We start from the raw sequence: 18,213 nt of genomic DNA, 5'->3' as shown, positions 1-18,213 counted from the left end.
GTGCGACCGGGACGGAGCCCCGGGGAGGCCGAACAGGCGGGAACCGGCAGGTGAGCCGGGAGCACAGAACCGCCGTGACCTGCACAGACATCACCCCGAAGGCGTCGCGCCCACTCTGCGGCGATCTCGGCGAAGGCGCCTCGACGCCGAGGGCCGCCGACCGGCCCGGACGGTCCACCCGGGACGCGGCCATCCGGCCGCGTCCTCCGCCGAGCGCCCGAGCGCCCGCAGTCTCAGGGGCGCGTCCGCTGGACGGGCCGACCTGGCCCGCTGCAAGCGCCCTGGCGCCGGCCCGCCCGTCGACGGACGGCCAGAGGCCGAAGCGGGACGGCGGCCACAGCCGACAGCACACCCGCGCACAGGCCGCCGGCCGCCCGGGAAACCCCTCTTCCGGCCCGGCCCCCGAAGCGCCGATAATCAGCATTATGTCAAGTAGAGTTCTGGAGCCCCCTCCCCGCGCCGACGGCGCCCACTCGTCACACGAGCGCACGCGCCCCTCTCCGCCCCGCCCCCACACGCGGCCACGGTCACCTCGTCCCCGCACCCCGCCCACGACCGCGACATCACTCGGACGCGTCCCAGCGCTACGGCCCGTCCCCGGTGTGAACATCGGACAGACAGGCACCCACGGCCCGCACCCGCGTACGGACGATGAACAGCACGCTCACCGAGCACGCCCACTGCCTGTACGGCGACGAGTACCGCCCCACACCCCCCTGCACGCTGGAACACCGCGAGCACTACCTCGTCGAGCGGATGGCCTTCGCCGACGCCCTCCTGTCCCCGGTGCGCGAGCCGTGCCCGAACATCGCCGACGGGCACCTGCCGGTGCGCATCCGGAACCTGGCCTACCGTCTCGCCCTCCCCAGCGCCCCGACGACCCCGCACTGATGCGCGAGGCCGCCGACCTCGACCGGCGCGCCGACGCCCTCGAGACCACGAGCGCCTGACCGCCCTCAGCGGCCGAGCACGCACCTACCCGCCCGCCCCGGTGGGCGCCGTCGGCGCCTGTAGGACGAAGAAGAGGAAGCCGATCCGGGCCACCACGTCGCCGACCCCCGCGGGCAACAGCTCATGGTCTGTCGGGTCGGGCCGTTGCTCGCTGATCGCGGTGATGCCGAACCCCGCGGCGGTGAAGGCGTCGGTCATCGCGTGCAGCGGCCTGCGCCAGAACCTCATCGGGACCTTCCGCCCGCCCACCGTGAACTCGTCGTCGTAGCTGCTCGTCGCGAAGTAGTCGGGCCGGGGCTCCTGCAGCAGGTAGTCCACGAGCGGGTGGTGCACCGAGGTGATCAGTCGGCCGCCGGGCCTGAGCACGCGCCGCATCTCGGCCAGTGTCGGCCCCCAGTCCCGCAGGTAGTGCAGCACCAGTGAGGCGACGACGTCGTCGAAGGAGCCGTCGTCGAACGGCAGCGGGTCGCTCAGGTCGGCCAGGCGCAGATCCGTGCCGGTGCCGAGGCGCCGCCGGGCCAGGGCCAGCATCCCGGCGCTGGCGTCGATGCCGGTGACGTGGGCGCCGCGGTCGCGAAGGGCGGCGGCCAGAGGGCCCGCGCCGCAGCCGGCGTCCAGGATCCGGCGTCCGGCGACATCCCCGGCAAGGGCGAGCACCGCGGGCCGCTCGTAGCGCGCGTTCATCAGGTTGTTCTCGTTCTCGGCCGCGTAGGCCTCGGCGAAACCGTCGTAGTCGTTGACCCGGGCGGAGGTCTCGGGGGTCTCGGTTCGGCGTTCCATCGCCCGAGCCTAGTGTTGACGCGCCCCCTGGCCGCCGCGCTCGGTCGGCTTCGGCCGCCCCCGAGCCCGCCATGACACTGTCGGCCTCCCGCGGATCATGGCCCCGGCGTCGTTCGCCCGGGCGACGGACGCAATCAGCCTGAGGCCGCTGAGACACCGCACCGCGCCAGGGGACGCGGCCAGGGCACTCCCCTCCCCTGGCGTGTGTGGAGCGCCGCGCCCGTCGGCTCAGTCAACGATCCGGTGGTGGCGGGCGGCCTGCCCTGTCGCCTCCCCGAGCTGCCGGGCCATCTCCGACACGATCGACTCGGCCGTCCCAGGCTCCGCAGCGCCCTCGATGTGCACGGACCAGACACCGGCGAGCTCCCAGGACGCCGTGACCAGGGCGCCGCTCGCGCGGAACACGTGGTCGCCCTGCGCCCCGCCTCCATCCTCGTCCTCGTCTGGTTCGACTGCCGCGCACTCCAGCGAACGGGGATGGAGGACGGCTTCGAAGTCCCCCCGGTGCACGACCGGCCAGTCGGAGCCGTCCGCCGTGGTGATCATGTATCCAGGCATGACGGCATCCTCGCAGCGCGGCGGCGCCCTGCCCGCACGGCGGCGAATCCGCAGGTCATCGGCAGGGTGATTCCCCTCACTCCTGCCCTGCCCCGTTGGGGCCGCGCCGGTCGCGGAACCGCGGTGGTGCGCCGTGTCCCGACGCCTCTCCCCCGGCGGCCCGGCCCGGTCAGCGCCTTCCCCTCCCCTGCGGGGCCGCCTACCCTTGACGGCGGCATGACGCGCCCTTTGCCGTTTCCGTGCCGTCCGTGCCGCCCTGTCCCGCGCTCCACGGGCCCCGCCCCGCTCCCCGCTCGAACGCCCCGGCCTGCCCCGCACGGCCAGGAAGGCCCGCGCTTGACCACCGCCGTCACCTCCCCCGCCCCTGCCTCGGCCGCTCCCGCATCCGCCCGCAGCGCCGCACCCCGCAGGCTCCACGGGCTCGACCTGGCGCGCGCTCTGGCAGTCCTGGCGATGTTCACCGTCCACCTGGGCGCCCCCTTCACCCCCGAACCCCTCCAAGAGGCCGTACGCGTCGCCTCCCACGGCCGCTCCTCCGCCCTGTTCGCGCTGCTGGCCGGGGTCGCGCTGGCGATGATGAGCGGCCGCGCGCAGATCCCCTCGGGCGCCCCGCTGGCGGCGGCCCGGCGCCGCATCGCCGTGCGCGCCGGGTGCCTGGCCGCCATCGGGCTGGCGCTGATCCGGCTGGACACCCCGGTGGCGATCATCATCGCCCACTACGGCGGTTTCCTGCTGCTGGCGCTGCCCTTCCTCGGCATGGCCCCGCGCCGCCTGTTCACCGTGGCCGCGGTGTGGGCGCTGGCCGGGCCGCAGGTGTCCTACCTGGCCCGCTCGGGCCTGGAAGGGCTCTCCGGCGACGGGTGGGCCCACACGGCGCTGTTCTCCACCGGCGCGGCCCCCTTCCTGCTGACGGGCATGTTCCCCGCGGTGTCGTTCCTGCCCTACGTGCTCGCCGGGGTGGCGCTGGGCCGCCTGGACCTGGCCGACGGGCGGGTGCGGGCGCGCATGGCCGCCTGGGGCGCGGCGCTGGCGGCCGCCGGGTACGGCGGGGCCCAGGCGGCGCTGTGGGCGCTGGCCTCCCCCGGCGTGGCGGCGCGGGTGGGGGCGCACTCCTACTTCCACGGCGCGGTCCCGCTGGAGGGCCCCGCCTGGCTGCTGACGAGCGTCCCGCACAGCGGGACCACCTTCGAGATCGCCGGGTCGGCAGGGGTGGGCATGGCCGTCGTGGCGCTGTGCCTGGAGGCGGCCGACCGGGCCCCGCGCGCGCTGGCACCCATGGCCGCCGTGGGCGCGATGTCGCTGACGGTGTACGTGGCGCACGTCCTGGGCATCTGGGGGGTGCGCGCGGCCGGGTGGGGCCAGGCGCCGCTGCTGGCCGAGGCGTTCGCCGTCGCGGCGGTGGCCGGGGCCTGGGCGTGGCGGCGCCGGTTCGGCAAGGGGCCGCTGGAGCGGGCGGTGGCCGCGGCCGCCCGGAGCGGCGGCGCGCCGGCCCAGGGCCTGGGCGCCCGGCGCGGCCCAGGGTAGGGCGCGGGTTGACGGCCGGGGTTGGCCATTGCCGGTCGCGTGCCGATCGCGGCGGATCCGGTGCGGGCGCGGTCCCCCGCCCCTAGGGTGGGTCCATGGTCTGGCAGCGCGATGTCGATCTGGTGGTGCCGCTGTGGCAGGGCGGCGATGACGTGCGGGTGGCGCCGGGGTCGGCGGCGCTGGCGCGCCAGGTGCCCTCGGGCGGCAGTCGGCTGCACATCTCGGTGACCGACGGCCCCCGTCAGGTGGCCGGCGGTGTGCTGAACCTGGAGACGGTGGCCGAGACACAGCGCCGGATCCGGGACCGGCTGGTGCGGCGGGACCCGGCGCGGATCCTGACGCTGGGGGGCGACTGCGCCTCGGACCTGGCGGCGGTGCAGCACTTGGCGGCCCGGTACCCCGGGATGTCGTGCTACTGGGTGGACGCCCACCCGGATCTGAACACCCCGGAGTCCTCGCCGTCGGGGCGGGCGCACGGGATGGTGCTGCGGGCGCTGCTGGGCGAGGGCCACGAGCGGCTGACGGGCGGCGGTGCGGCGCTGGCGGCGCGGGACGTGACGCTGGTGGGGACGCGCTCCTTCGACCCGGCCGAGGCGCAGGTGGTGCGGGAGCGGGGGCTGGCGGTGGCCGGTACCGAGGCGGTGGTGGCCGACCCGGAGGGTGTGGCGTCCCGGCGCACGGCCGGGAGCCCGGCGTACGTGCACCTGGACGTGGACGTGTGCGACCCGGCGGAGGTCCCGGCGGTGGCGTGCCCGGAGCAGGGCGGGCCGCCGGTGGAGGCGGTGGCCCGGGTGCTGTCGGCGCTGGCGCGGCACCACACGGTGGTGGGGATCGGGGTGTGCGAGTACGTCCCGGTGATCGAGCACGATCCCAAGCGGTTGAACGTGCTGTTGTCGGCTCTGGGGCTGTGCGATCCGGCGGTGTGAGCGGGACGCGCCGGGCCCGCCCCGGCGCCCGGCGCACATCGGGGCGGCCGCGGTCGTCTCCTGCGGTGTCCTGGTCGCCGCCTATGCGCCGGTGCAGTGGTCCGGGCCGCGGGCTATGGGGTGGGGGCGGCGGCCCTGATGGTGTGGTCCTGTATCGCGGGCGTGCAGTACGCGCAGCGCAGGAAGGCTGTGCAGCGCGGCCCCTGGACGAGTGGATCCGATTGACCGCGCTGTAGGTGAAGATCGACGACGAGGTCGGAGAAACCCGATGCCTCGGCAGGCCGCCGCTGCTCAGCGCCTTCCGCTCTGAGGCTCGCTGGCTGCGCTACGCGGACACTTCACCGGGTCGGCATGCCTCCGTGCGGACTATTGACCACCAACGGCACAGACCCTTCCGCGAGGTAGAAGTGCCCGGGGTGGTAGTCGATGTGGAGGTGGCCTCCGCCCTCGGCTGAGGCCATGTCGCGTACATTGTCCGCGAGCACCGCCCTTCCTGCGGCGTCACCGCTGATCACAAGGATGTGCCGCTCGGAATCAAGGTGGATGAGGACCCCGGGGCCGGGCGTCTTCTTGACCTCGACCCCCGCGAGGGCGTCAGCGGCCGGCGCCGTGGAGCTGAGCAGCCCTTCACCCTTGGCCACCGCATCTGCCAGACGGTTCAGCTCTTCCGCCGACGCCGTGATGCCCACTTCGACGCACACGGTGTCACAACAGTTGAGTATCACTGGCAGTTCTCCCTCAAGGTTGGACTCCCATGATGCCTGCCAGCTGGCGAACCCATCGGGCACTTCGGATCTACGCGTCTTGCGGCTCGTGGTCCTGCTAGCGCCCCACCGCCCGACAGGCTCCGGTGTCACTCGGGCAGGTCCAGCCACCCCGTGCGCACATGCCAGTGCCCCCCGGCCGCCACATGGTCGGCGGTGACGCGGTGCAGCCGGGTGGCGCGGCAGGCGCGCCCGGGGTCGGTGTCAGGGCGGTTGTGCACGAAGCGGAACACGTCCGCATCACCGGGGGCAGGCGCCTCCACCAGCGTGAACAGCTCCTGGAACCGGGCGATGTTGCCGCCGCCCAGCTCCTGCAGCAGCTGCGGGTCCAGCAGCCACGACGAGCACGTGGCCACCGGGTAGTCCTCCCCCAGAACACCCCGGAAGAAGGGGCGGGCGCGCTTGAGCGAGCCCCGCACCGCCTCGGCCTCCAAAGGCGGCCCCGTCGGGATGTGGATGCGCAGGCACGGCCGCCCCGGGTACAGGTCCGCGCGCCCCAGCGCGCGGGCGTGGTCATCGTCGAACCAGCGCACCGAGGCCTGGTTGGCCAGCCGGTTGGGCTCGTACTGGAGCCGCCCCAGCTCGTACAGGCCCGACCGGAACTGCACGCCCACCCACCCGGCGGCCTCCAGGCCGACGCCGCCGAACATGCGGCGGTTGGCCGCCACCTGGCGCCCCACGTCGCGCAGGGTGGCGAAGGTGACCTCGTCGGGCACCCCCAGGGACCGCTGCCGCCGCAGGTACCAGGGCAGCGACACCGCGAAGGCGACGATGGGCGCGCACCGGGCCCGCACGTCCCCGGCGCCCTGCAGCGCCGGCCAGTCCCGCCACTCAGGGGCCGTGCCCGCATCGGCGGCCGCGCGCGCCGCCATGCGCTCGACCAGGTACAGCAGCCCGGGCGGCCAGGCGGCGTCCGGCCAGGCGGCGAGCACCTCGGCGCGGTCGTCGGCGTCGAGGGCGAAGGGCTCCAGCAGCGGCCCGGGGTCGGCGGTCAGGGGGTCGGCGGCGCCCTTGCCCGAGGGGTGCGGCAGACGGGCCGCGGCCTCCAACCACCGGGCGGTGCCGGCGTCCAGGCCGTGGCGTTCGCACAGGGCGCCGGTGTCGGGCGTCGGGTGGTCGTGCATCGGGCCTGTCCCCTCCCCGGGCTCGGGCGTGGGCCCCCGTGGATGAGGGCACCATCACACACCAAGGCATACTCTTATACCGAACGCCACCAACATCCCAATCCCGTAGAAATCGAGGACGCCCACCGATGCCCACCCCGGCGCAGCAGGTACACGACTGGCTGGCCACGTACGACGCCCCGACCGCATCGGTGGCCCACCTGCTCTGCGACCGGCACCCGGGCTCGGCCGTCGCCGTCACCGAGATCGGCGAGGACCTGGAGCCCGCGGTGCACACCTTCGCCGACCTGGCCCGGCGGTCGGGCCGCCTGGCCGCGGGCATGGCGCGTCTGGGCATCGGCCGCGGCGACCGGGTGGCCACCCTGCTGGACCGCGGCTTCGACCTGGCGGCCACCGCCATGGCCGCATGGCGGCTGGGCGCCGTGCACGTCCCGCTGCTCACCGCGCTGGCACCCGCGGCGATCGGCACCCGCCTGGCCGGAGCGCGCGCCCGCCTGGTGGTGTGCGAGGAGCGCGTCCGCCACAAGCTGCAGGACGCGGGCCCCTGGCGGGTGGCCGTGGCCGGCCCCGGCGGCCTGGCCGGGGACCTGACCCTGGACGGGCTCGCCGCGGGCGCCGGGCCCGTGCCCCGGGCCGAGGCCGTGGGGGGATCGGCGCCGTTCCTGCACCTGTACTCCCCCGGCCCCGGCGGCGTGCCCCGCGGGTTCGAGGTGCCGGTGCGGGCCCTGGCCGCCTTCCACTCCCATTTCCGGTACGGCCTGGACGTCGCCGAGGACGACGTGTACTGGAACACCCACGACCCCAGCTGGCACTACGGGCTGTACTTCGGGTTGGTGGCCCCCCTGCTGGCCGGGCACGCCGGGCTGCAGCTGCGCGCCGGCGCCGACCCGGAGCTGGTGCTGGACGTGCTGGCCGAACAGCGGGTCACCAACCTGGTGGCGGCCCCGACCCTGTACCGGACGCTGCGCTCGACCGTCAAGACACTGCCGCCGGAGGTGGCGGTGCGCCGACTGTCGAGCGCGGGCGAACCGCTGCCCGAGGGGGTGGTGGACTGGGCCGGAGACGTGTTCGGCGCGCCGGTGCGCGACCACTACGGGCAGGCCGAGCTGGGGGTGTGCGTGGGCCAGCACCAGCACCCGGACGCGGCCGTGGAGGTGCCGCCGGGGTCCCAGGGCACGAGCCTTCCGGGGTGGTCGGTGGCGGTGCTCGACCCCTTCGACGACGTGGAGGCCGCACCGGGGGTTCTGGGTCGGGTGGCCGTGGACGCCCGGGAGAGCGCGGCGTACTGGTTCGGCGGGTACGCAGGCGACCCCAAGGCGCGCCTGACGCCGGACGGGCGCTGGTTCGTCACCGCGGACACGGCGGTGCGCGACCGGGAGGGGTGCTTCTTCTTCTCCTCGCGCGACGAGGAGGCCATCCTGGCCTCGGGGTACCGGATCGTTCCAGGGGATGTGGAGACGGCGCTGCTGGAGCACCCGGACGTGGTGGAGGCGGCGGTCTACGGCGCCCCGGACGGGACGGGCGGCCAGACGGTGGCGGCCACCGTGGTGCTGGCCGACGGGGCCCAGGCGGGCCCGGAGCTGGCCGAGAAGCTGCGGGAGCTGGTGCGGGGGCGGTTCGCCGAGCACGCCTACCCGCGCACGATCGACTTCGTGGAGGAGCTGCCCAAGTCCCCTTCGGGCAAGATCCGCCGCTCGCGCCTGGGGCCGCGCAGCCGGGGGTAGGGGTGGCCGGGGCGGGTGTGTGGTCGTCCGCGCCCCTCGGCGATGATCTCGACAATGGTGCTGTCAAAACCGCCGGAATGACAGCACTCCTGTCGAGATCATCGCCGAGAAGGGCGCACCGGGGCGGCGGCCGCCACGAGCGCGGGTGACCATGCGCCCACCCGGCGGCCCGGCGCCCGGCCGGGGCCCTGAAGCGGGGTACCCGCTCACCCGCCCGCCCTCGCAGGGAGGGCCCGGAGCTCGAGAACGCCCGCCACGCCCCGGGGTCCCCGCGATCACTGATCCGAGGCGCTCAGCCGCCCTCGGGCCCCTCGCCTCTCCCCCCGCGCGGCTGGGCGTCGGCGATCAGCTCGTCCATCCGGGCCGCCAGCGCGAAGTCCGCCTCCGTCACCCCGCCCGCCGCGTGCGTCGTCTGGTGCAGCGTCAGCCGGTTGTACCGGATGTCCATGTCCGGGTGGTGCCCGGCCTGCTCCGCCGCGTGCGCGATGCCCTCCACCAGATGGACCACCGACATGAAGTCCGGCATCACCACCGTCCGGCGGATCTCGGCGTCCTCGGGGTGCCACTCCCACCCCTCCAGCAGCTCCAGCCCGTCGGTGATCTGCTTCTCGTCCAGTACTGCCATCGCCCATCGCCTCCGAGGCCGCACGGCAGGGCCCTCCCCCGCCGCCCGGCCCGATCTCGTCGCCGCTGCGGTCCTGACTGTCCGGCGCGCTCCCGCGCGCTCGTGGGTGTCCTACCTCGCCGGGCGCCCCGCCAATCAGGGCCCGGCCGCCCGCCGGGCGCGGCCGCGCCCCGCGCGCTCAGGCCGGGTCGCGCCAGCGCGCGAACCCGCCCTCGCTGTTGAGGACCTGCCCGGTGATCCAGCGCGACTCGTCGGTGGCCAGCCACGCGATCAGCCGGGCCGGGTCATCGGGCCGGCCCAGGCGCCCCATGGGCAGCTTGTGCATGAGGGCGCGCTCGGCCTCCCGGGGGATGTACCCCGTCTGCACCGGCCCGGGGTTGACCGTGTTGACGGTGATGCCGCGTTCGGCCAGCTCGTCGGCGACGGTCAGGGTGATGGCCGCCAGCGCGCCCTTGGCGGCGGCGTAGGCGACCTCACCGGGCATGGGGCCCTGCCCCTGCCCGGAGGTCATGAACACGATCCTGCCCCCGGGGCGGCCGTCGTGCGCGGTGGCGAAAGCCTGGGCCAGCAGCAGCGGCGAACGCGCGTCCACGGCCCAGTGGCCGTCAAGCATGGCCTCGCTGACCCCGGCCAGGTCGGCGTCGCCGCCCGAGCGGGCGTGGTTGCACACCAGGACGTCGACGTGCCCCAGCGACGCGTGTGCGGCCTCGAACAGCTCATGCGGGGCCCCGGGGGCGGCCAGGTCGGCTCCGGCGCCCTCGACGCGGGCCTGGGGGTCGGTGCGGGCGTCGCGCACCCCTTGCAGGACGGCGTCGGTGTCGTCGGAGCCCCAGGGCTGCTCGGTGTCGTGGGGGCGGTGGTGGTGGCAGAAGACCGAGGCGCCGTAGGAGGCGAGGCGGCGGGCGACGGCGTATCCGATGCCGTCGTGCCTGCTGACTCCGGTGACCAGGGCGGTGCGGCCCTGCAGGGGGCGCACCGGGCGTTCGGGGACGGGGTCGTGGGGGTGGGTGGGGTGTTCGTCCACGGTGCGCTCCTGCCTGCTGTGCGTCTTGTCCGCCCGGTGGTGTGCGCGGGCGGTCGGGGACGCTACCGGCGGGAGCGGCAGTGCTCCACCGGTTTTTCGGGTCGCCCCGTCGAGGCGCCTCTGGGGCGCTGTGGGGTGGTCCGTGCGGACACGGGCACGCCGTCGGCGGATGGTCGGAGACCGCCCGCCGACGGGCGGCTCAGAGTTCGGCGATGCGGCGGCGGAGCTCCTCGCGGATCGAATCGGCGTCGCTGTCCATGCCCACCGTGCGGTCCATGAACAGGAGCTGCTGGACCGTCTTCTCCTGCTGCCGCTCCCACTCGGCCACCGCGTCGAGGCGGCCCGAGGACTCCAGTTCCTTGGCGCGGGTCGCCATCAGGTCGATCATCTCGCCGCGTTTCTCCTGCCACTTGGCCATGGAGCGTTCGTCCTCGCGCGCCTTCTCGGCATCGCGGCGCTCGGTCTGGGCGCGGTCGAGGGCCTCGCGCGCCTTCTGCTTGGCGTCGTGGGCGCGGCCGTCCTCGATGAGGCCCAGAAGGTCGCCGCGCAGCGTCTCAAGGGCGGTGGACTGCCCGGTGCGGGCGTCGACCTCGACCAGGTCCAGTAGCAGGCCGTCGTGTTGCTCGGACCAGTCCACGCCCAGGCGCCCGGCCCGGTGGGCGATGGTCTTGACGAGTTCGGCCCGCTCGTATTCGGCCTCGGCCAGCAGGCAGCGCAGGTCGGTGCCTCCGTTCTGCCGGGCTTCGGCCGCGCGTTGGCGGTGGCGGTGCAACTCCGGTTGCAGGGAGGCCAGACGGGACTCGAAGTCGCGCGGTCGCCCCCACGCCGCAGGGTTCAGCCACTTTCCCAGACTCATGGGACGCAGATCCTTCCATAGCGGGTAACGCACCCGCCCTCTTTGCACTGGATGATCTTTGGACGGTTGGTGCGGCGAAGCCGCTCCGCTGTGTTTGTGAAGCGGTGGAACACGACACTCCTGGCTTTATGACGTAGATCTATGGCAGGGGATTCATAGAGCGCTGACGGGACCCGCCGCACCTTCGCCGCAAGCGCGCTGGGACGCAGACGCCGCGCCCCCCCTCAAGGGAGCTACCGCACCGCTTCCCTGGGCTCACTCCTCCGCGCCCCCGGTGCCCTCCCCACGGCCGCCGCGGCCGCAAGGACCACCGCCCCCACCGCCCCGGTCGCCAACCCCACCGCGGGCTCGGCCCACTCCCCCGCCGACCGCAGCACCACATCGCACACCAGGACCGTGCACGCCCCCACCGGCACGGCCGCCGCCACCGACCGCGCCGGGCGCCCCCGGCCGATCCAGGCCCCCGCCACGGCCCCAGGCAGCCCCGCCAGCAGCAGCGGTCCCGCCAGCGCCGTCCCCAGCCCGCACAGCACCGCCGCCGGCACCACGGCCGCCCACGGCCCGCCACCCGGCCCGCCCGGGGCCGACAGCACCAGCACCGCCGCCACCGCCCCCGCGCACAGCACCCCCAGCACCAGCACCTGCTCCAAAGCCCCCGACAGCGTCCCGACCGCCACCCAGGCAAGACCCGGCCAGGCCGCCTCCCACCCCCCGGCCGCGCGCACCGCGGCCGCCACCGCGGCAGCGGTCAGCACCGCATCCGCCGACGCGCCCGCCACCGCCCGCCGCCCCGGGCCCCACCCGGCGCCCGCACGCCGCAGCACCACCGTCACCAGGGCCCCGGCCGCCAGCGCCCCCGCCACCGCCGCGGCCGCGCGCTCCCCGGGACCCGCCTGCCCCACCGGCCCGGCCAGCACCGCCCCCAGCACCGCTCCCCCGCCCATGCCCAGCAGGCGCACGTCCAGGGCGCGGCTCCCCCAGGCCCCCTGCAGCAGCACCGCCGCCGCGGCGAAAACCGCCCCCGCGGCCGCCCCGGCCACCAGGCGCGGCACCCGCAGCTCCCACACGATGAACCCCACCGACCCCGGCTGCCCGCCCGGGGCGGCCAGCGCCCGCGCCAGCTCGCGCCAGGCGACCGGGTACTCGCCCACCATCAGGGCCGCCGCCGACGACGCGGCCAGCAGCGCGGCGGTCGCACCTGCGGCGGCCGCCCGGGCCGGGGAACGGCCGCCGAGCATCACGCCCCCTTCCCCACCGAACGGGGCCCAGCCGCCCACGGCCGGGTGCGCGCCCCGCGGATGCGGCAGACGCTAGCCCGGCGCCCCCGGCGCGGAAAGGGCCCCTGGCCGCGCACGGACCAAGGTCCCCGGAACGGCGGGGGCGCAGTGCCCGGTCAGGTCAGGGTCTGGGGGTCCTGCGGCAGGGTGGACAGGTCGTCGTCGTCCAGCGGCGCCTCGGGCACGTCCGAGGAGGGGTCCTCCGACGGCGAGGAGGTGGGCCCCTCGCTCGGCCCGTCCCCCTCCCCCGACTCCGACGGCGAGGGGGACGGCGACGGCGAAGGGGACCCGCTCGGGCTGGACGAGGGCGAGGGCGACGGCTCGGCCTGCGCCCCGGCCTGCTGGGACAGCAGCGACAGCCAGAAGTACAGCAGCACCGCCAACAGCACGGCCAGCAGCAGCAACAGCACCATGCCCACCACCACCGCACGGTTGGCGCGCGGGGCCGCCGCCTGCCCGCCGCCGCCCGGCAGCGGCCAGAACCACCGCCCCGACGCCGGGGCCGTGCGCGCCGACCAGTGCGGCTGCAGCGACGGCGCGGCGCCCGAGCGCACCCGCCCCGCACCGCCCGAGACCGTCTCCAGCAGCGCGCCCGCTCCGCCCCCGCCCGGGGCCACCGCGGCCCACGCCGCCGCCGAGGCGCGCGTGCTGGAGGACAGCACCCGGGGCCCATCCCCCTTCCGCCCGCCGGCCACCGCCGCGCGGAACCGCTCGCGCGCCTGCCCGTCGCCCGCGGCCCCCTCGCTGAGCAGCACCACCTCGACCGGGTCGCCGCGGGAGTCCACGGCCGCGTACACCGTGCCCTCGGGCGAGGACGACAGGCGTGCGCGCAGACGGTACCCGCCCAGCTGGCGCGGGTCGCCCTCGTGCAGTCCGCCTCCCGCGTCCACGCGCACCCCCGAACCTCATCCGACCCCGCCGCGCCCGGTCCAGGGCGCCCCGAACCGCCCGCGCGGCGGTAGCATCGCCGATGTGTGAGCATTCCCGACTCTCCGTGCGGAATCCAACCGCCGCACGGAGGGGAAGTCAGGGAACGCGGGCCCAATGCTATGCGGCCGCCCGGCCGGCGCGACAGCGGCCCGACACGCCGGGCGGCGAGGACGGCACCGGCGCCCCCCGGGGGGCGCCGACGGAAAGGCTGGACGAATGCAGGACGACGACACCGCGGGCCGCGCCGCCCCCGACGCGGGCCAGGGCGGCGAGGGCGAGCAGGCCCCCGGCGACTCCACCCGGCTGCTGCGGGCGGCCCTGCAGGAGGTCTCCTCGGTCATCGTCGGCCAGGACGCCATGGTCGAGCGCACCATGGTGGCGCTGATCGCGCGCGGGCACTGCCTGCTGGAAGGGGTGCCCGGCATCGCCAAGACCCTGGCCGTGTCCACCCTGGCCACGGTCGCCGGGGGCTCCTTCTCCCGCATCCAGTTCACCCCCGACCTGGTCCCCTCCGACATCGTGGGCACCCGCATCTACCGGCCCTCGGCCGAGCGCTTCGACGTTGAGCTGGGCCCGGTCTTCGCCAACTTCGTGCTGGCCGACGAGATCAACCGCGCCCCCGCAAAGGTCCAGTCCTCCCTGCTGGAGGTCATGGCCGAGCGGCAGGTGTCGCTGGGCGGGCAGACCCACCCGCTGCCCGACCCCTTCATCGTCGTGGCCACCCAGAACCCGGTGGAGTCCGAGGGCGTGTACCCGCTGCCCGAGGCCCAGCGCGACCGGTTCCTGATGAAGGTGCAGGTGCCCCACCCCCGCGCCCACGAGGAGATGGAGATCCTGCGGCGGATGAGCACCGCCCCGCCCCAGGCCCACCAGGTCCTGGACCCGGTCACCCTGCGCGAGCTGCAGGAGTCCGCCGAGCAGGTGCACGTGCACCGCCTCATCGCCGACTACGTGGTGCGCCTGGTCATGGCCACCCGCGAACCCGACCAGTACGGCATCGGCGACCTGCGCCGCGTCCTGGAGGTGGGCGCCAGCCCCCGCGCCACCCTGGGCCTGGTCGCCTCCGCCCGCGCCCTGGCCCTGGTGCGCGGCCGCGACTACGTGCTGCCCGACGACGTGCGGGTGCTGGCCCGCGACGTCATGGCCCACCGCCTGGTGCTCACCTTCGACGCCCTGGCCGACGGGGTCAGCACCGAACAGGTCGTCGACCGGGTGCTGGCCGCCGTCCCCCCGCCCCGGGTCATCTGGGACGAGCCGCACGGCGACACCGCCTCCGCGGCGATGGCGGCGGGCTGAGCCGTGGCCGCCCCGCCCCGCCGACCGGCGCCCCTGCTGGACCCGCGCGCCCACGAGGCCCTGGGCCACCTGGACCTGCGCATCGTGCGCCGCATGGAGGGCCTACTGCACGGAGAGCACCTGGGGCTGCGCCAGGGGCCGGGCAGCGAGCCCGCCGAGGCCCGCCGCTACCTGCCCGGCGAGGACGACGTGCGGCACATGGACTGGGCGGTCACCGCCCGCACCACCGTGCCGCACGTGCGCGACCAGGTCGCCGACCGCGAACTGGAGACCTGGACCCTGCTGGACCTGTCCCCCAGCATGGACTTCGGCACCGCCGGGTGCGAGAAGCGCGACGTGGCCGTGGGCGCCCTGGCCGCCGTCACCGTGCTCACCCAGAAGGTCGGCGACCGCTTCGGCGCCTACTTCCTGCACCGCGGGCGGGTGCGCCGCTGGCCCGCCCGCTCGGGCCGCTCGGCGCTGACCACCCTGATGGCCACCGTGGCCGCCGCCCCCCGCGGCGACGCCGGGCCGGGCGGGGCCGCCGCCGGCCGCGCCGACCTGGCCGCGGCCGTGGAGGAGCTGGCCCGCTCGCAGATCCGCCGCGGCCTGCGCGTGGTCGTCTCCGACTTCCTCGACACCCCGCCCGGCGGCGCCGAGGCGCCCTGGGAGCGGCCCATGCGGCGGCTGGCCGCCCGCCACCAGGTGCTCGCCGTGGAGGTGCTCGACCCGCGCGAGCTGGACGTGCCCGACGTGGGCTGGGCCGAGCTGGCCGACCCCGAGACCGGGCGCGCCCGCGCCGTCAAGATCACCCCGGCGGTGCGCGAGCGCTACCGCGCCGCCGCCCGCGCCCAGCGCGAGGCGGTGGCCGCGGCGCTGCGCCGCACCGGGGTGCCGCACGTGGTGCTGCGCACCGACCGGGACTGGGTGGTGGACATGGCCCGGTTCGTGGTCTCCCAGCGCACCACCGCCCACCGGCTGGCCCGCCACACCCCGGCCCGGCCCCGCTGAACAGCGACGAAAGGACGATGCCGTGAACCTGCTGTCCCCCGGCTGGATGGCCGCGGCGCTGGTGGTCGTCGCCGTGCTGGCCGCCGCCTATGTCTGGGTCCAGCTGCGGCGCCGCGCCCAGGCGGCGCGCTTCACCAACCTGGCGCTGCTGGACCGGGTGGCCCCGGCGCGGCCGGGCTGGCAGCGGCACGTGGGCGCGGCGCTGTTCCTGGCGACGATGCTGGTGCTGGCGGTGGCCATGGGGCGCCCGGCCATGCCGGTAGAGGTGCCGCGCGAGCGCGCCACCATCATGGTGGCCATCGACGTGTCGCCGTCCATGGTGGCCAACGACGTCGACCCGGACCGGATCAGCGCCGCCAAGGAGTCGGCGGTGGGGTTCGTGGAGTCGCTGCCCGACCGGTTCAACGTGGGGCTGGTGAGCTTCTCGGCGACCGCCGGGGTGGTGGCCTCGCCCACCCAGGACCACCAGGCGGTGGCCGACTCCATCCAGAACCTGCAGATCTCCCCCGGCACCGCCATCGGCGAGGGGGTGTTCGCCTCGCTGCAGTCCATCGAGTCCTTCGACTCCGAATCGGGCGAGGAGCCGCCGCCCTCGGCGATCGTGCTGCTCTCGGACGGGGAGAACACCAGCGGCCGGCCGGTGGCCTCGGCCTCGCGGGCGGCGGCCGAGGCCGAGGTGCCGGTGTCCACGATCGCCTTCGGCAGCGGCACCGCGCTGGTGGAGATCAACGGCGAGCCGGTGGAGGCCAACATCGACAAGGAGGCGCTGGAGCGCCTGGCCGACGACACCGGCGGCTACTTCTACGAGGCCGAGTCCGAGACCGAGCTCAGCAAGGTGTACGAGGACATCGGCTCCTCGCTGGGGAGTGAGATCGAATACCAGGAGAACGTGGTGTGGTGGGTGCGCGCCGCGGTGCTGCTGGGGGCGCTGGCCGCCGCCGCGTCGCTGCTGTGGGGCCAGCGGGTCCCCTGAGCGGTGGCGGCCGCATGCGGCCCGCGGCGCCGGAGCCGTCCCGCAATGCGGTCGCCGGTGGCGCATCGTCCCAGTTCGACCGGTAACGTAGCCCTGTTTGCCGCTGACCGTTGAGCTTTCGCGCGAAAGCCGAGTCACAAGAGAATGGGAACGATGCCGGATACCGCCACCGCGCCCGCGGTGATCTTCTTCGACCTGGACGACACCCTGCTGGACGATAGGGCGGCCAGCGACGCGGGCCTGCGCACCCTGATGGACCGGCTCGGGCACCCCGACTACAACGCCGCCCGCACCCTGTGGGAGGTTCAGACCGAGATCTCCTTCGGCGCCTACATCGACGGGCGGATGGGCCTTCAGGAGCAGCGCCGCGAGCGCGTCCGCGCGCTGGCGGTGCAGGCCGGCCACTCCTCGGTGCCCGACCAGGCCTGCGACGACCTGTACCGCCAGTACCTGGAGGCGCACAGCGGCGCCTGGCAGGCCTTCCCGGACGTGGCCCCGGCCCTGGCCGAGCTGGCCCAGGCCGGCATCGGCCTGGGGGTGATCACCAACGGGGTGGAGGAGCTGCAGCGCCAGAAGCTGGACCGGATGGGCCTGACGGGGCACTTCCGGGCCGTGGTGTGCGCCGACACGGCCGGGGCGGGCAAGCCCGACCCGCGGATCTTCCACGCCGCGGCCCGCCAGATGGGGGTGGACCCGCAGATGTGCTGGCACGTGGGCGACCAGGTGCACGCCGACGCCCTGGGGGCGGCGGCCGGGGGCATGCGCCCGCTGCTGGTGGACCGGCGCGGCGCCCACCGCGACCAGCAGGACGTGCGGGTGATCGGAGGGCTGGGCGACCTGGTGGGCCTGGTCACCGCGCCGGAGCTGCGGTGAGCGGCGGCGCCTTCGGGCGCCCCGGCGCGCGCCGCGTGCGCCGGACCGCGGTGCACGTGGCCGGGGCCGAGCGCGGTGCGCGGCTGCTGTTCGGGCAGGACCCGGTACAGGCGGCGCGGCTCTCGGCCGGGCTGGACGGGCACGCGCGCCTGGAGGCGCTGGACGTGCGCGCCGAGCTGGTGGCGCTGGAGGGACCCGAGGGCCCAGTGGACATGCACGTGGACCGGCTGCTGTTCGCCCCGTATGCGGCGGTCCGCGAAGGCGGCACCGGCCCCGGTGCCGCCTGGCCCCCGGGCGGCCTCCTGCCGTCGGCGGCCGAGCTGGCGGCCGAGGAGCCGCCGCGGCCGGGCCCGTCGCTGCGGCGGCTGGGCGGCTACGGGCTGGTCACCGATCCGGCGGGGCGGTTGCTGCTGTCGCGCATCGCCGAGGGGTTCCCGGGCGAGGGCACCTGGCACCTGCCGGGCGGCGGGGTCGACCACGGTGAGCAGGTGCGCGCCGCGCTGCGCCGCGAGGTGGCCGAGGAGACCGGCCAGGACGCGGGGGTGGGCGCCATGGTGGGCGTGGTGCACCACCACAGCAGCGGGGTGCGCGGGCCCGAGGCCGAGGAGACCGAGATCTACGGGGTGTGGGTGTTCTTCCACGCCCATGTGGCCGAGCCGGGTGAGCCGCGGGTGCTGGAGGTGGGCGGTTCCACGTCCGACTGCGCCTGGTTCCTGCCCGAGGACCTGCCGCACCTGGCGCTGTCGGCGACGGCGCGGCGGGGGCTGGGCCTGCTGTCCCGCTCCCCTGAGGCCCCGGAGGGCGCGAGCGGGGCCTGAGTGGGCCTGTGCGGGCCCTGTGCGCCTTGTTGGGTCCGAGAAATGCCGTGGGCCGGGTGGGGCTCCTGCGGCTTCTGAGAGCGCCCATGGGGCGTCGGCGCAGGTCCGCGGTGTCTTGCCCCGCCGGGGCGCGCCTTCCTGCCCGGTCGGCGTCCTGCCCGCCTTCGGGCGGCGGCAGGCCTGCATGGGACCCGGTGCGG

18 protein-coding genes and 1 pseudogene are annotated in these 18,213 nt (G+C 75.7%); 10 read left to right on the top strand and 9 right to left on the bottom strand.

Annotated features, from left to right (window positions below):
- The first annotated feature begins 651 nt into the window (after positions 1-651).
- Positions 652-891, top strand: coding sequence for a hypothetical protein (locus O4U47_RS05320; RefSeq protein WP_270676409.1), 240 nt, complete (start codon positions 652-654; stop codon positions 889-891).
- Between the two features lie 84 nt (positions 892-975).
- Here the strand turns inward: O4U47_RS05320 and O4U47_RS05315 are convergent, their stop codons facing one another.
- Entirely contained in the window at positions 976-1,731 is a 756-nt protein-coding gene (locus tag O4U47_RS05315) for a class I SAM-dependent methyltransferase (RefSeq protein WP_270676408.1), read from the bottom strand.
- A gap of 228 nt (positions 1,732-1,959) precedes the next feature.
- Positions 1,960-2,289 (bottom strand): hypothetical protein, encoded by a 330-nt coding sequence (locus O4U47_RS05310; RefSeq protein WP_270676407.1) that lies wholly within the window; start codon positions 2,287-2,289, stop codon positions 1,960-1,962.
- A 336-nt stretch (positions 2,290-2,625) separates the two neighbouring features.
- Here O4U47_RS05310 and O4U47_RS05305 point away from each other — a divergent pair, with 336 nt between their 5' ends.
- The 3 genes and pseudogenes from O4U47_RS05305 to O4U47_RS31365 all read left to right on the top strand — a co-directional run.
- Positions 2,626-3,813 carry a heparan-alpha-glucosaminide N-acetyltransferase domain-containing protein gene (locus O4U47_RS05305; protein ID WP_270676406.1) on the top strand — a complete coding sequence of 396 codons (1,188 nt, stop codon included), beginning with the start codon at positions 2,626-2,628 and terminating at the stop codon, positions 3,811-3,813.
- A 95-nt stretch (positions 3,814-3,908) separates the two neighbouring features.
- Positions 3,909-4,739 carry an arginase family protein gene (locus O4U47_RS05300; RefSeq protein ID WP_270676405.1) on the top strand — a complete coding sequence of 277 codons (831 nt, stop codon included), beginning with the start codon at positions 3,909-3,911 and terminating at the stop codon, positions 4,737-4,739.
- 236 nt (positions 4,740-4,975) lie between these two features.
- Positions 4,976-5,071, top strand: a pseudogene (locus O4U47_RS31365) (IS982 family transposase); the annotation flags it as partial.
- Between the two features lie 6 nt (positions 5,072-5,077).
- Here the strand turns inward: O4U47_RS31365 and O4U47_RS05295 are convergent.
- A complete protein-coding gene (locus O4U47_RS05295) occupies positions 5,078-5,428 on the bottom strand; it encodes an Imm32 family immunity protein (RefSeq protein WP_270676404.1) in 351 nt (116 codons plus the stop codon).
- 164 nt (positions 5,429-5,592) lie between these two features.
- Positions 5,593-6,627 carry an acyltransferase domain-containing protein gene (locus O4U47_RS05290; protein WP_270676403.1) on the bottom strand — a complete coding sequence of 345 codons (1,035 nt, stop codon included), beginning with the start codon at positions 6,625-6,627 and terminating at the stop codon, positions 5,593-5,595.
- A gap of 128 nt (positions 6,628-6,755) precedes the next feature.
- Here O4U47_RS05290 and O4U47_RS05285 point away from each other — a divergent pair, with 128 nt between their 5' ends.
- Positions 6,756-8,351 (top strand): AMP-binding protein, encoded by a 1,596-nt coding sequence (locus O4U47_RS05285; RefSeq protein ID WP_270676402.1) that lies wholly within the window; start codon positions 6,756-6,758, stop codon positions 8,349-8,351.
- A gap of 292 nt (positions 8,352-8,643) precedes the next feature.
- Here the strand turns inward: O4U47_RS05285 and O4U47_RS05280 are convergent, their stop codons facing one another.
- From O4U47_RS05280 to O4U47_RS05260, 5 genes are all read right to left on the bottom strand, one after another.
- Complete coding sequence (locus O4U47_RS05280) at positions 8,644-8,976, bottom strand: 4a-hydroxytetrahydrobiopterin dehydratase (protein ID WP_270676401.1); 333 nt, start codon at positions 8,974-8,976, stop codon at positions 8,644-8,646.
- Between the two features lie 178 nt (positions 8,977-9,154).
- Positions 9,155-10,000, bottom strand: a complete 846-nt coding sequence (locus tag O4U47_RS05275; RefSeq protein WP_270676400.1) for an SDR family oxidoreductase — start codon at positions 9,998-10,000, stop codon at positions 9,155-9,157.
- Positions 10,001-10,199: 199 nt separating this feature from the next.
- On the bottom strand, positions 10,200-10,856 hold the full coding sequence (locus O4U47_RS05270) for a coiled-coil domain-containing protein (protein ID WP_270676399.1): 657 nt from the start codon (positions 10,854-10,856) through the stop codon (positions 10,200-10,202).
- 233 nt (positions 10,857-11,089) lie between these two features.
- A complete protein-coding gene (locus O4U47_RS05265) occupies positions 11,090-12,094 on the bottom strand; it encodes an iron chelate uptake ABC transporter family permease subunit (protein WP_270676398.1) in 1,005 nt (334 codons plus the stop codon).
- 155 nt (positions 12,095-12,249) lie between these two features.
- Positions 12,250-13,029: a hypothetical protein gene (locus O4U47_RS05260; protein WP_270676397.1), complete on the bottom strand. Its 780-nt coding sequence runs from the start codon at positions 13,027-13,029 to the stop codon at positions 12,250-12,252.
- A 250-nt stretch (positions 13,030-13,279) separates the two neighbouring features.
- On the opposite strand from O4U47_RS05260, the gene O4U47_RS05255 reads away from it, so the two are divergent.
- The 5 genes from O4U47_RS05255 (at position 13,280) to O4U47_RS05235 (ending at position 18,013) form a co-directional block, all read left to right on the top strand.
- A complete protein-coding gene (locus O4U47_RS05255; RefSeq protein ID WP_270676396.1) occupies positions 13,280-14,359 on the top strand; it encodes an AAA family ATPase in 1,080 nt (359 codons plus the stop codon).
- A gap of 3 nt (positions 14,360-14,362) precedes the next feature.
- Positions 14,363-15,349, top strand: coding sequence for a DUF58 domain-containing protein (locus tag O4U47_RS05250; protein ID WP_270676395.1), 987 nt, complete (start codon positions 14,363-14,365; stop codon positions 15,347-15,349).
- A 46-nt stretch (positions 15,350-15,395) separates the two neighbouring features.
- Positions 15,396-16,322, top strand: a complete 927-nt coding sequence (locus O4U47_RS05245) for a VWA domain-containing protein (protein ID WP_270676421.1) — start codon at positions 15,396-15,398, stop codon at positions 16,320-16,322.
- A 153-nt stretch (positions 16,323-16,475) separates the two neighbouring features.
- Positions 16,476-17,195: an HAD family hydrolase gene (locus tag O4U47_RS05240; RefSeq protein ID WP_270676394.1), complete on the top strand. Its 720-nt coding sequence runs from the start codon at positions 16,476-16,478 to the stop codon at positions 17,193-17,195.
- Positions 17,192-18,013, top strand: coding sequence for an NUDIX hydrolase (locus tag O4U47_RS05235; protein WP_270676393.1), 822 nt, complete (start codon positions 17,192-17,194; stop codon positions 18,011-18,013). Before O4U47_RS05240 ends, O4U47_RS05235 begins: the two co-directional genes overlap by 4 nt.
- Positions 18,014-18,213: the final 200 nt, after the last annotated feature.

This window comes from Nocardiopsis suaedae, from assembly GCF_027706745.1.
Lineage (GTDB): Bacteria > Actinomycetota > Actinomycetes > Streptosporangiales > Streptosporangiaceae > Nocardiopsis_A > Nocardiopsis_A suaedae.
The sequence above is the reverse complement of the archived record's forward strand: the minus strand, read 5'-3'. Positions and strand labels throughout refer to the sequence as shown.

Coding starts and splice junctions, on each gene's coding strand:
- O4U47_RS05320 (WP_270676409.1), top strand. CDS start 652: ATGAACAGCACGCTCACCGAGCACGCCCACTGCCTGTACGGCGACGAG.
- O4U47_RS05285 (WP_270676402.1), top strand. CDS start 6,756: ATGCCCACCCCGGCGCAGCAGGTACACGACTGGCTGGCCACGTACGAC.
- O4U47_RS05240 (WP_270676394.1), top strand. CDS start 16,476: ATGCCGGATACCGCCACCGCGCCCGCGGTGATCTTCTTCGACCTGGAC.
- O4U47_RS05270 (WP_270676399.1), bottom strand. CDS start 10,856: ATGAGTCTGGGAAAGTGGCTGAACCCTGCGGCGTGGGGGCGACCGCGC.
- O4U47_RS05255 (WP_270676396.1), top strand. CDS start 13,280: ATGCAGGACGACGACACCGCGGGCCGCGCCGCCCCCGACGCGGGCCAG.
- O4U47_RS05300 (WP_270676405.1), top strand. CDS start 3,909: ATGGTCTGGCAGCGCGATGTCGATCTGGTGGTGCCGCTGTGGCAGGGC.
- O4U47_RS05245 (WP_270676421.1), top strand. CDS start 15,396: ATGGCCGCGGCGCTGGTGGTCGTCGCCGTGCTGGCCGCCGCCTATGTC.
- O4U47_RS05315 (WP_270676408.1), bottom strand. CDS start 1,731: ATGGAACGCCGAACCGAGACCCCCGAGACCTCCGCCCGGGTCAACGAC.
- O4U47_RS05265 (WP_270676398.1), bottom strand. CDS start 12,094: ATGCTCGGCGGCCGTTCCCCGGCCCGGGCGGCCGCCGCAGGTGCGACC.
- O4U47_RS05290 (WP_270676403.1), bottom strand. CDS start 6,627: ATGCACGACCACCCGACGCCCGACACCGGCGCCCTGTGCGAACGCCAC.
- O4U47_RS05310 (WP_270676407.1), bottom strand. CDS start 2,289: ATGCCTGGATACATGATCACCACGGCGGACGGCTCCGACTGGCCGGTC.
- O4U47_RS05280 (WP_270676401.1), bottom strand. CDS start 8,976: ATGGCAGTACTGGACGAGAAGCAGATCACCGACGGGCTGGAGCTGCTG.